The following is a 12,152-nucleotide window of genomic DNA, read 5'->3' as shown; positions in this document are numbered from 1 at the left end:
GACGGCCGCGCGGGCAGCCGCGACGAGCGGGCGGGGCCGCGGCCCCGCGGGGTGCACTCGCCCGTTCTCCAGGATCCAGTGATCATCAGCCGCCCGCATGACGTCCTCGCGGTGGCTGATGATCAGCACGATCCGCCCCGCAGCGCGTGCCCGCAGGCGGGCCAGCACGGTCCCCGCGGTGTCCTCGTCGAGTGCACTGGTCGGCTCATCCATCAGGATCACCGGCCGGTCGGCGAGGTAGGCCCGGGCGATGGCCACCCGCTGAGCCTGCCCTCGGGACAGGGAAGCCCCGCCCTCCGCGATCAGGGTGTCCAGGCCCTCGGGCAGCGAGCCGAGCAGCTCGGCGAGTCCGGCGTCGTCGCAGGCGTCCAGGAGCGTCTGCTCGTCCCTGTCGCTGTCCCTGTCGCTGTCCCCGGGCGCCGCCAGGCGCAGATTCTCCGCAGCGTGCCCGAGAACAGCGACGGCGACTGGGAGACCACCGCGATCTCCTCCGGCAGCGGACGGCGCCCGGCCAACGTCACCGTCCCGGCCGTGGGCGTCAGCAGGCCCAGGATGATGTCGAAGACGGTGGACTTGCCGGCTCCCGAGGCCCCGGAGAGCACCGTGATCCGCCCCGGCTCGACGGTGATGTCGACCCCCTGCAGCACCGGCGCCACCGTCTGCGGGTACTGATGGTGGACGTCCTTCAGGTGCAGTGCCCCCGGTGCCGGTGCCGGTGCCGGTGCCGGTGCCGGTCGACGTGGCGCCGAGTGCGCAGCGGACGGGTCTGCTGCCGGGGCATCGGTCCGCATCGCCTCACCGTCTTCGTCTCCCGAGGAGTCGAAGGCACCGTGCTCGCCCAAGGCGCCCACCGCGGAGAACCCCAGGAACCCGGCGTGCCACTGCTGGGACACGTCGCGGATGGGGCGGAACGTCTCCGAGGCCAGCATCAGCATCGCGAAGATCCGGAACGGGTCCTCGGCGACGGCGCCCAGGGGAGTCGCCAGCAGCCCCTGCGGCTCGGCGCCCGCGGCGGTGAGGATCGCCAGGGCGGCCGCCGTCGCCGTGCCGGCCTGGATCATCAGGTCCAGGATCCCGGTCTCCCACAGGGAGGCTCGCATGGTGCGCACCGTCTCCCGATGCAGCCGCGCGGAGCGGGCCCGCAGCACCCGGCGGCGACCCGGCACGGCGCCGAGCAGCTGCAGGGTGCGCATGCCCTGCAGCGCCTCCTGGATGTCGGCGCTGAGGTCGTCGTAGGACTCCCAGCGCTCCTGTGACCGGCGTGCCATCCACCGGTTGAAGGCCCGGGGCGCCACGACGGCGGCCGCCACGAACGCCCCCAGCACGACGGCGACAGCGGGGGAGAGCACCGCCATGGCCAGCACCAACAGCGGGCACAGCAGCGCCACCTGCGCCACATGGGGAAGGTAGCGGGTGAGATAGGCGTCCACGCCGTCCACGGCGTCCACCACGGTCAGCCGTGCCGAGCCGGCACGGCCGCGCACATCATGCAGCCGTTCGGGCACGAGTATCCGGCGCAGCACCCGCGCCCGCATCTGCTGGCGCACCGCGGTGCCCAGCGCGGAGGCCAGGTGCTGCTGGTGCTGGCGCAGCAGGAGCCTGCCGGCCGCGGCCGCGGCCAGCACGCCCAGGCAGGCGGCCCCGGCCCCTGTCGCAGATCGACGACGGCAGCCAGGGTGCCGGCCACGGCCAGCGCCTGGAGGAGGTGGGTCAGCGAGACGCCCACCAGTGCACCGGTGAGCCGGCGGAACCGGCGGGGGTGCTCTCGTGTCAGCTGGACCAGTTCGGGAACGATCATCATGGGGCTCACCTCGGGTGGGGACGTCCTGCCGAGTCTAATGCGAACCATGTGCAACAAAAGGTCGACGTCGGGAGCCTCATTCCACCTGTCGCGAACGTGACGACGTCCCAGGTGCCGTTGTCAGGCACTGGCAGTACCCTGGTGCGCTAGGTGTACCCCCTTGTGTCTGACGGAGCTGCATGAACTTGAAGAAGATCTTCACCGGTCCGCTGTTCTGGATCCTCCTGGCGGTGGCGGCGCTGCTCATCGTGGTGCCCATGCTGTTCTCCTCGGGCCAGACCGGCGCCCGCGTGGACACCAATGTGGGCATGGAGCTCATCGCCGACGGCCAGGTCTCGGAGGCCAGGATCGACGACGGCGACCATCGCGTGGACCTGCATCTGACCGAGCCCTATGAGCAGGACGGGGAGGAGCTCGGCGACGTCGTCCACTTCCACTTCTCGCAGGCGCGGGCTGAGACCGTCGTCGATGCGATCGCCGAGGCGGACCTGGAGGGCTACACGGACGAGCCGGAGCAGTCGAACTGGCTGCTTTCGCTGCTGAGCTTCATGATCCCCTTCCTGCTGATCGCCCTGCTGTTCATCTGGTTGATCACCCGCATGTCCGGCGGCAACTCGCGGGTCATGCAGTTCGGCAAGTCCAAGGCCAAGATGTTCGACAAGGACATGCCGCAGGTGACCTTCCGCGACGTCGCCGGAGCTGAGGAAGCTGTGGAGGAGCTCCACGAGATCAAGGAGTTCCTCTCCGAGCCGGAGAAGTTCCAGCGCCTGGGCGCGAAGATTCCCAAGGGCGTTCTGCTCTACGGTCCGCCCGGCACCGGCAAGACGCTGCTGGCCAAAGCCGTGGCCGGTGAGGCCGGCGGCGCCTTCTACTCGATCTCCGGCTCCGACTTCGTGGAGATGTTCGTCGGCGTCGGCGCCTCCCGGGTGCGGGACCTGTTCAAGCAGGCCAAGGAGAACTCTCCGGCGATCATCTTCGTGGATGAGATCGACGCCGTCGGCCGCCAGCGCGGCGCCGGCGTGGGCGGCGGCAATGACGAGCGCGAGCAGACCCTGAACCAGCTGCTGGTGGAGATGGACGGCTTCGAGGCGAATGCGAACATCATCGTCATCGCCGCCACCAACCGCCCGGACGTCCTGGACCCCGCCCTGCTGCGCCCGGGGCGCTTCGACCGGCAGATCCCCGTGGAGGCCCCCGACTTCGCCGGTCGCCGGTCCATCCTCGAGGTCCACGCCAAGGGCAAGCCCATGGTGGAGGACCTGGACCTGGAGTCCATCGCTCGCAAGACCCCGGGGTACACGGGTGCGGATCTCGCGAACGTGCTCAACGAGGCGGCCCTGCTGACCGCCCGGTCCAACGCTGACCTCATCGACGACCGCGCCGTGGACGAGGCCATCGACCGCGTGATGGCCGGCCCGCAGAAGCGCACCCGGCTGATGAAGGACCACGAGCGCCGGGTCACCGCCTACCACGAGGGCGGCCACGCCCTGGTCGCCGCCGCCCTGAACTACTCGGCCCCGGTCACCAAGATCACCATCCTGCCGCGCGGCCGCGCCCTGGGCTACACCATGGTGGTCCCGGAGGATGACAAATACTCCACCACCCGCAACGAGCTGCTGGACCAGATCTCCTATGCCATGGGTGGGAGGGTCGCCGAGGAGATCGTGTTCCACGACCCCTCCACGGGGGCGGCCAACGACATCCAGAAGGCCACCGACACGGCACGGAAGATGGTCACCGACTACGGCATGAGCGCCAGGGTGGGGTCCGTGAAGCTCGGGTCCGGGGACACCAGTCCGTTCCTGGGCCGGGAGATGGCCACCGGCAAAGAGTACTCCGAGGAGCTGGCGGCGATCGTCGACGCCGAGGTCCGCGCCATCATCGAGGAGGCGCACGACGAGGCCTACTGGGCGCTCACGGAGAACCGGCACGTGCTGGACCGACTGGCCGAGGAGCTGCTCCGCGTCGAGACCCTCAATGCCCACGAGGTCGCGGCGATCTTCCATGACGTGAAGAAGCGACCGCATCGGCAGGTCTGGGAGTCCTCCCCGGAACGGCCCATCATCATCACCTCCGAGACCGTCGCGGACTCGCCCGATCCTGCTGACGGGGAGTTCATCGGCACCGAGCCCGGCGAGGCCGCCGGTGAGACGGCTCGCGAGACGGCCGACGAGACCTCTGAGGCCGGGGAGGACGTCCGATGAGCAGCACGATCACCACCCCTGGCAGCCCCGAGCTGCCGCAGGACGCTCCGGTGGACCTGCCGCGCATCGAGGCCGCCGTGCGGGAGATCCTGGTCGCCGTCGGCGAGGATCCGGAGCGGGACGGCCTGAAGGACACCCCGGGGAGGGTGGCGCGGGCCTATCAGGAGGCCTTCCGGGGCCTGCATGAGGACCCTGCCGAGCTGCTGGCCACCACCTTCGACATCGGCCATGAGGAGCTCGTCCTCGTCCGCGACATCCCGTTCTACTCCATGTGCGAGCACCACCTGGTGCCGTTCTTCGGCCACGCGCACATCGGCTACATCCCGTCGGCCGACGGAAAAGTCACCGGGCTGAGCAAGCTGGCGCGCCTGGTGGACATCTTCGCCAAGCGCCCCCAGGTGCAGGAGAACCTCACCACGGAGGTGGTCGAGGCGCTCATGGCGCACCTGGAGCCGCTGGGTGCGATCGTCGTCGTCGAATGCGAGCACCTGTGCATGTCCATGCGCGGGGTCTCGAAGCCCGGCGCGAAGACCATCACCTCAGCGGTGCGCGGACAGCTCCGTGACGCCGCGACCCGATCGGAGGCCATGAGCCTCATCCTGCACCGCTGAGCATCGCCCGCGCCGCCCCCGACGATGGGGTGCGGACGCGGACGGCGAGCCCTGACCAGGGCGGCCCGGCGGCACACCACCCCAAGGAGGACCCTGATGGACACCATGGGCGCAGCCCCGGGCACAGGCCCGAACACCGGACCCGTGAGCGTGGTCCGCCGCGCGGCGGCGAAGAAGACGGTGGCCGACCTGCCCACCGACAGGACGCTGGTGATGGGCATCCTGAACGTCACCTCGGACTCGTTCTCCGACGGCGGCCGGTTCGTGGCCCCGGCGGACACAGTGGTCGACCACGAGTCCGCCGTCCATGCCGGGCTCTCCCAGCACTACGCGGGCGCGGACATCGTCGACGTCGGCGGAGAGTCAACCCGACCCGGCGCCGACCCCGTGGAGCCGGAGGAGGAGCAGCGCCGCATCCTCCCGGTGCTGGAGGCGCTGTTCACCGGTGGCGCGGTGGTCTCGGTGGACACCCGCCACCCCTCCACCGCTGCGGCGGCGATCGCGGCGGCCCCCGGGCCGGAGCACCTGATCATCAACGACGTCTCGGGGATGGTGACCGCCGCGGAGATGCCGCAGGTCGTCGCCGACGGCGGCGTGCGGGTCATCATCACGCACAACCGGGGCGATGCGCAGACCATGCAGTCCCGCGCGCAGTACGACGACGTGGTCGCCGAGGTGGTCGCCGAGCTGCAGCAGATCCGCGACCGCTACCTCGACGCCGGGGTCCCGGCGGAGAGGATCATTCTGGATCCGGGCATCGGCTTCGCGAAGACCGCCGCCCAGAGCTGGGAGCTGCTGCGCCACCTGGACCGCATCGTGGCCCTGGGGCATCCGGTTCTGCTGGGCGTCTCCCGGAAGGCTTCCTGGGCGAACTGCTGGCCCGCTCCGGCGCCCCGCGCGAGGCTCAGGGGCGGGACGCCGCCACGCTGGCCCTGAACGCCCTGGCGGCCCAGGCCGGCGTCTGGGCCGTGCGTGTCCACGACGTCGAGCCGACGGTGGACGCGATGAAGGCGGTCGGCGCCCTGCGGCGGGCCTGAGCGCCGTCCGGAGGCCGGCGACGGCGGCCCTCCGGTCTCCACGGGTGTTCGTCGGCCTCTGATGTTTTCCTCGGCGCCATGAACCTCATTATGAAGCACTCTTTTCATAAAAATCGCGACATGGACCACCCCGTCGATTCGGGCATCTGAGCGCCGAGAGGGTCTGCGTCTTCCCGCAGTCGCCTCAGATGTCATGGCGGCGTGGCAGCTGTCGCGTTTCAGTCCATCGATTCCGGGTGAGGCGCCGGGGTTGCGGTGAGATGCCGTCTCGACAGGGCGTCGATCCCTGTGGTTACTGGGGAGTCGGGGTTCGTCACCTTCGGTCACGGAGGGGGTTTCTGGTGATACCCGAAGCGGGGATGCTCAAGCGCTTCAGGGCTTGCCTGGCCCGGATGGCTGTCGTGAACGGGCGTGGTGCAGACTGCATCGGCATCTCCAAGCCTCTTGACTGACCTGACGATGGTTGCATAGTGTCACCTTCGGAGGGGAATCCTCCCCGGGGGGCTTGATTCCAGCACCTGTATGGCATTGATGGCATGTCAAGACCGCTTGATGAGCCTTCGGAATGCGAAAGAAAGGGCATCACAATGACTAGCAGGTTCGCGGACGTCAGCCGGAGATGGCTGAAGACCGCAGCGACGACGGCGGCCACCTCCGCGCTCGTCATCGGCGGCGGCATCGCCACGGCGGCCGCCGGACACGCCGCCAATGACCATGACGGGCACGATGGACACGATGGGCACGAGGGCGGTGACGCCTGCGAGTTCTTCCTGGAGCACATGTGGGCCAACGAGGACGGCATTCCGCTGCTCGGAAGCTTCGCCCACGTGAACGAGTACCACACCGATCCCGCCTACGAGAACCTGGTCCTCTCGCTAGCGAGCGGCGCCATCGGGAACTCCGAGATGCCGATCATCGACATCTACGGCGGGCCCCTGGGCTGGATTCCCGTCTTCAATCCCTCGCACGTCAAGGGCCACAACACCGACTACGTCACGCTGCTGACCTCCTGCGGCGGCATCGGCATTCCGCTGGACAGCAATGATCTGACCACGCTCAACGTGCCCTCGGCTGACGAGCTGGCGGACCTGTCGGACCTGATCATCCCGGGACTGCCCACCCCGGAGATGCTGACCTCGGACTACCTGTGGGAGACCACTGACGCCTCCGCCATCCTGGACCGGGTCACTCCGGAGACGCTGCTCAACCTGGAGGAGTACGTCGGGTTCGCCGGGGACCACTTCGACACCTGGCGGCTCCTGTGGGAGACCGCGCTGGACGATGTGACCAGCGGGAACCCCACCGGGACCCTGGAGCTGCTGCAGATCACTGAGAACATCAACACGCTGCAGTCGCTCTCCGACGTCCTCGGCGACGACGCCTGGGTGACCTGCTCGGTGAGGACGACCTCGGCGAGCTCCTCGACGCCGGTGACCTGGAGAGCATCCTGGAGTTGGACGGGCTGCTGGACGAGAGCGGCCTCGGCGGTCTGCTCGACGCCGGTGAGCTGGACGGGCTGCTGGAGCTCGAGGGCCTGCTCGACGAGGGTGGTCTGGACGGAGTCCTGGACGAGGGCGGTCTCGACGGCCTTGTCGGTGACGGCGGCCTGGAGGACCTGTTGAGCCAGGACGGCCTGGACGGTCTGCTGGAGCTCGAGGGCCTTCTCGATGAGGGCGGCGTGGAAGGTCTGCTGGGCGGACTCGGTCTGGACGGCCTGCTCGACGGTCTCCTCGGGGGCGACGGCGGTCTCCTCGGCGGCGGCGCCTCGGCGGCCTGCTGGGCGGCGGGGGAGACTCCGGCGACACCGACGGCGATGCCTCCGTCACCACCGAGTACACCGTGCTGCTGGGTGGCACCGAGTCCTCCGGGCTGGGCCAGTGCGACGGCACCCTGACCGGCAATTCGCTGACGGTCAACTGCCTCTACGCCGGCACCACCTCGGACGTCACCGGCGTGACCCTGCACACCGGCGGCAGCGACCTCGAGCTGACGGCCTCCGGCGGCACCAGCGGCGCAGCCGGCGGCAGCTTCGAACTGACCGACGAGCAGGTCGCCGCGCTGCAGGCCGGTGACGCAACCGTCACCATCACCACCACCGGTTCGGCCGGGGGTGAGCTCAGCGGCAACGTCTCGCAGTGCGGCTGACTCGCTGAGCCCTCAGGTCCGGTGACGTGACCTGACCAGTGCACAGGGGGTGGAACCCCGGGGGAATCCCGGAGTTCCACCCCCTTGTTCTGTCCTCGTCGGTTCTGTGCTCGTCGGCGCCAGTCCTATGCTCGTCGGGGTCGATGATGCGGCGCGGGTTCAGGATCGGCCCGGAATGGGAGAAGGTAGAGGCATGCGCAGCGACATGATCCGCCTGACGGGCGTCACCGCCGTCGGCCATCACGGGGTCTTCGAGTTCGAGAGGCGGCAGGGCCAGCCCTTCCGTGTGGACGCCGAGCTCGAGGTGGACCTGAGGGCGGCCGGCCGTTCTGACGCTCTGGAGGACACGGTCTCCTACGTGGACATCGCGGAGCGCATCGAAGCGGCCATCACCGGGGAACCCTATGACCTCATCGAGGCGCTGGCCCAGAAGATCGCTGCCGACGTCCTCTCCGCCGATCATCGCATCGAGGCGGCGAGCATCACCGTCCACAAGCCGGAGGCGCCTCTGGAGCAGAGCTTCGCCGACGTCGCGGTCACGGTCCACCGGACCCGCGCTGAGCTGCAGGGCGGACGGATCCTCACCCGCACCGCGGCCGTCGGCGGCTATGACACCGTCTCCCTCGCCGACCAGGCCGACGCGGCCGAAGCCGGCGACCAGCACGCCTCTCCCTCGGCGCGGCGCGGCGCCGGGTCCCATGGCGTGGGTCGTGGGTCTGCCCTCCGCGACCCGGACCTGCCCGCGAGCTTCCCGGTGCGCGCCGTGCTCGCGCTGGGCTCCAACCTGGGCGACTCGGCGCAGATCCTCGACGACGCCGTCGCCGCCCTGGACGGGTCCGATCAGGTGGACGTCCTGAACACCTCTCCTCGCGCGCTCACCGCCCCAGTGGGCGGGCCCGTCGGGCAGCCCGACTTCCTCAACCAGGTGGTGGAGGTGGAGACCTCCCTGTCGCCCCACGCCCTGCTCGACGTCGCCCAGCGGATCGAGGCGGAGCACCACCGCACCCGCGAGGTCCGCTGGGGCCCGCGCACCCTCGATGTCGACATCATCACCTACGCCGGGGCGCATGTGGACTCACCCCGGCTGACCGTGCCCCATCCGCGGGCCGCCGAGCGCGCCTTCGTGCTGCTGCCGTGGTCCTGGATGGACCCCATCGCGCTGCTCGACGGCGTCCCGGTGCGGCAGCTCGCCGCCGAGGCCGCCGACGCCGAGGGCGTGCGCCGGGAGGTGGCGCCATGACCAGGCTGCAGCCCATGTGGCTGATGATCATCGCCGGCGCTTCGGCGCTGGTCGGACTCGTGGCCACCGTGCTCATGGTGACCCGAGGTTTCGGCTCCCCCGTGCTGGCCCCGGTCTCGCTGATCACCCTGGGCGGCATCGGGCTGGTGGTCCTGGGCCTGGGTATGGTGGTGTGGTGGGACCAGCGCGGCCTGGAGAAGGACGCTGACCAGGCGCGACGCGACGGTGAGCGACAGGACGCGGACCGGCGCTCCGGGAGACGGGGACCGCGGCGCGGGCGACGTCTGCACCCGCTGGAGGCCGCCCGCGTGGTGGTCGCCGCGCAGGCCTGCGGATATGCGGGTGCGGGCATCGCCGGCTGGCACGCCGGCGTGCTGATCGACCTGGGTCCCACGGCGGGGCTCGCCGCGCCGAACGCCCACGCGGCCCTGCTGATGATCATCGGCGGCCTGGTGTGGGTGATCATCGGGTTCGTGGTGGAGCAGCTCTGCCGCCTCCCGCCGAATCGCGGCGACGACGGCGGAGGGCCCGTCCGGCGGCCCCGCCGTGACTTCGGTCAGGAGCCCGGGACTGCAGGCGGGGCGGCACGCGAAGCCGCTCCTGATGTCGGATCGACCTATGGACACGCGCTGCGCGGCCCGCGCCGCGCCCACGCACGAACTGAGGAGGGACATGCCGGCGGAACCCATTGACCCGGCGGGAGTGACCTGGACCCGGGTCGACGAGCGGTACATCACGGTGCGCATGATCTCCGCGGTGATCGGATGGGCGGTGACGCTGCTGATCATCGCCGTGCCTGTCGTGCTCGACCTGGCAGACGTGATCAGCCTGCCCCTGTGGCTGGTGCTGGTGGTCGTCATCGGTGCGGTCCTCTGGGCAGCCGCCGATCTGATCCTCATCCCGCGCCGCATCCGCGCCATCGGGTACCACGAGCGCGCCGATGACCTGCTCATCCGCCGCGGTCTGCTGTTCCAGAAGGTGGTGGCCGTCCCGTACGGCCGCCTGCAGTATGTGGACATCGAGGCCGGGCCGCTGATGCGCCACTTCCACGTGTGCACCGTGCAGCTGAAGACCGCCTCCGCCGGGACCGACGCGTCATCCCCGGAGCCCACCGGGACGAGGGGGCCCGGCTGCGCGAAGAGCTGCCGGCCCGCGGCCAGGCCCGCCTGGCCGGCCTGTGAGGGGGCGAGAGATGACAGAGGCCCAGCCTGACGAGAAGTGGTTCGACGAGACCTGGACGAAGGTCCACCCGCTGAGTCCCTTCGTGCGCGGCTGGCTGACGGTGATCGCCGTGCCCGGCATCGTCTTCGGCTACAACTGGGAGATCTGGGCGGATCTGTGGAACCTGTGGCGATCCGGTGAGCTGTGGGACCAGGTGGACCGCAACCCGGTGGCGTTCCTGGCCGGCGGCGGAGGGCTCGTCCTCCTGGTGGTGGTGGTCTTCGGCGGGTTCATGCTCTCCTGGTGGTTCACCCGGTACAAGATCACCGACGAGCACGTGATGGTGAAGTCCGGGATCTTCGTGCGCCAGCACCGGCAGGCGCGCATCGACCGGGTGCAGGCCGTGGACCTGCGCCAGCCGCTGCTGGCCCGGATCACCGGTCTGGCGGAGCTGAAGTTCGAGGTGGCTGAAGGAGACGGCACCGCCGCGACGCTGGCCTTCCTGAAGAAGGGCCAGGCCGAGCAGCTGCGGGCCGACATCATGGACCGTGCCTCCGGGCGTGCCCAGTGGCGCCGCCAGCAGGCCGAGGCGGCGGCCTCCCCGGGCGCCGCTCAGCCTGACGGGTTCGGGGCCGCGCCGCCAGGTCCCCCCGGTGGCCGGCCCCCTCAGGGTGGGTCCGCGCCGTTCCCTCCGGGGCAGGCCATGCCGCCTGCCGGGCCGGCGCCCCTGTTCCAGGACGTGCCCGACCGGGAGATCACCCGGGTGCCCACCGGGCGCCTGATCGGCTCCGTCCTCATGGGCTGGGGGACGGTGTTCCTGCTGATCATCGCCGGGGCGGGTCTCATCGCCGCGGTGGTCGGCGGCATCGTGTCCCTCTCGATGGGCGTTGAGGACCCCTTGGGGCAGGCGGGGGCCGTGATCGGCACCGTCGGTGTGGCGGTCCTTCCCGGCCTCATCCCGGTGGGGATCGCCGTGGTGGCGGTCTACTACCAGCAGTTCAGCGGCGGATTCCGATTCACCGCCACCATGACCGGTGCCGGGCTGCGGATGCGCTACGGCCTGCTGGAGACCACCACCCAGACCGTCCCGCCGGGACGGGTGCAGGCGCTGCAGATCCACCAGCCGCTGCTGTGGCGGTCCTGCGGCTGGTTCCGGGTGCTCGTGGTCGTCGCCGGCTACGGATCAGGAGAGAGCCGTTCGGTGCTGCTGCCGGTGGGACGCCGCGAAGACGTCATGGCGGTCACCGCGGAGATGTTCCCCGATCTGCAGGTGCCGTATCCGGAGCAGCTGGTCAGTGAGGGCCTCACCGGCTCCGGCGCGGCAGGAGGCTTCACCGAGGTGCCGCGGCGCGCACGGATCTTCGACCCGTTCGTGCGGCGTCGGCGAGGGTTCTGCACCACGCCTGTGGCGGTGATGTTCCGTGACGGGCGCCTGTCCCGCCGGCTCACCCTGATCTCGCATGAGCGGATCCAGTCGCTGGCCCTGCTGCAGGGGCCGTGGCAGCGAGCCAAGCGCCTGGCGGACGTCCATCTGCACACGCCGGCTGGCCCGTTCCAGGTGCAGCTGGCCAATCAGGACCTCGACGCCGCCCACTGGCTGTTCGAGAACGAGGCGCGTCGAGCCGCCGTCGCCCGACGCATGAGCGACCGGAACCAGTGGATGCTCCCCGAAGAGCTCCACGAGTTCGAGCGTATGGTCAGCCAGACCCGCTCCCAGTCCGCGGACGGCTCTGTGGCCGCCGCCTCGGAGCCCGAGGGTCCCGTCGCCGGCCCGCCGTACTCAGGACAGCAGCACCCAGGTCAGCCGTACTCAGGCCAGTCATACTCCGCGCTGCCGCCGCAGCCTCCCGGGCCGTCCGCGCAGCCTCCGAGGACCCCCGCCCCGGGGAACCCTGGCCCGTGGCAGCCCGGTGCTCCACCAGCCGCAGCAGCGTACCAGCCGCAGCAGCCGGG

General features: G+C 70.4%; 12 protein-coding genes. 10 read left to right on the top strand and 2 right to left on the bottom strand.

The annotated features are described in order from the left end of the window. Both BCY76_RS20130 and BCY76_RS16100 read right to left on the bottom strand, forming a co-directional pair. Positions 1-282: ATP-binding cassette domain-containing protein (locus BCY76_RS20130; RefSeq protein WP_272896870.1), on the bottom strand; the 282-nt coding region annotated here is incomplete at its 3' end. 20 nt (positions 283-302) lie between these two features. Continuing rightward, on the bottom strand, positions 303-1,625 hold the full coding sequence (locus BCY76_RS16100) for an ABC transporter transmembrane domain-containing protein (protein ID WP_085437915.1): 1,323 nt from the start codon (positions 1,623-1,625) through the stop codon (positions 303-305). Positions 1,626-1,980: 355 nt separating this feature from the next. On the opposite strand from BCY76_RS16100, the gene ftsH reads away from it, so the two are divergent. The 10 genes from ftsH to BCY76_RS16055 form a co-directional block, all read left to right on the top strand. Next, positions 1,981-4,005, top strand: coding sequence for an ATP-dependent zinc metalloprotease FtsH (gene ftsH / locus BCY76_RS16095; RefSeq protein ID WP_070159122.1), 2,025 nt, complete (start codon positions 1,981-1,983; stop codon positions 4,003-4,005). Then, positions 4,002-4,616 (top strand): GTP cyclohydrolase I FolE, encoded by a 615-nt coding sequence (gene folE, locus BCY76_RS16090; protein WP_070159121.1) that lies wholly within the window; start codon positions 4,002-4,004, stop codon positions 4,614-4,616. Before ftsH ends, folE begins: the two co-directional genes overlap by 4 nt. Before the next feature lie 96 nt (positions 4,617-4,712). Continuing rightward, entirely contained in the window at positions 4,713-5,552 is an 840-nt protein-coding gene (folP, locus tag BCY76_RS16085; protein WP_070159120.1) for a dihydropteroate synthase, read from the top strand. Positions 5,553-6,240: 688 nt separating this feature from the next. Then, entirely contained in the window at positions 6,241-7,275 is a 1,035-nt protein-coding gene (locus tag BCY76_RS16080; RefSeq protein ID WP_070159124.1) for a hypothetical protein, read from the top strand. Beyond that, positions 7,272-7,547: a hypothetical protein gene (locus BCY76_RS18320; RefSeq protein WP_170922735.1), complete on the top strand. Its 276-nt coding sequence runs from the start codon at positions 7,272-7,274 to the stop codon at positions 7,545-7,547. The genes BCY76_RS16080 and BCY76_RS18320 overlap by 4 nt, the downstream gene beginning before the upstream one ends. Then, positions 7,493-7,798 carry a CHRD domain-containing protein gene (locus BCY76_RS16075; protein WP_085437914.1) on the top strand — a complete coding sequence of 102 codons (306 nt, stop codon included), beginning with the start codon at positions 7,493-7,495 and terminating at the stop codon, positions 7,796-7,798. The genes BCY76_RS18320 and BCY76_RS16075 overlap by 55 nt, the downstream gene beginning before the upstream one ends. A gap of 193 nt (positions 7,799-7,991) precedes the next feature. Next, the gene (folK, locus tag BCY76_RS16070; RefSeq protein ID WP_070159123.1) at positions 7,992-9,038 is read left to right on the top strand and encodes a 2-amino-4-hydroxy-6-hydroxymethyldihydropteridine diphosphokinase; all 1,047 of its coding nucleotides are present in this window, start codon (positions 7,992-7,994) and stop codon (positions 9,036-9,038) included. Beyond that, entirely contained in the window at positions 9,035-9,730 is a 696-nt protein-coding gene (locus BCY76_RS16065; protein WP_085437913.1) for a DUF3180 domain-containing protein, read from the top strand. The genes folK and BCY76_RS16065 overlap by 4 nt, the downstream gene beginning before the upstream one ends. Beyond that, positions 9,711-10,250: a PH domain-containing protein gene (locus tag BCY76_RS16060; RefSeq protein WP_336582603.1), complete on the top strand. Its 540-nt coding sequence runs from the start codon at positions 9,711-9,713 to the stop codon at positions 10,248-10,250. Before BCY76_RS16065 ends, BCY76_RS16060 begins: the two co-directional genes overlap by 20 nt. Then, positions 10,231-12,152, top strand: a 1,922-nt coding sequence (locus BCY76_RS16055; RefSeq protein ID WP_085437912.1) for a PH domain-containing protein, incomplete at its 3' end; no start/stop codon positions are given. The genes BCY76_RS16060 and BCY76_RS16055, both read left to right, overlap by 20 nt.

Origin of the sequence: Nesterenkonia sp. PF2B19, from assembly GCF_001758425.2 — a bacterium.
Classification (GTDB): Bacteria; Actinomycetota; Actinomycetes; order Actinomycetales; family Micrococcaceae; genus Nesterenkonia; species Nesterenkonia aethiopica.
Note: the sequence above shows the minus strand (reverse complement) of the source record. Positions and strands in the feature narration are given on the sequence as shown.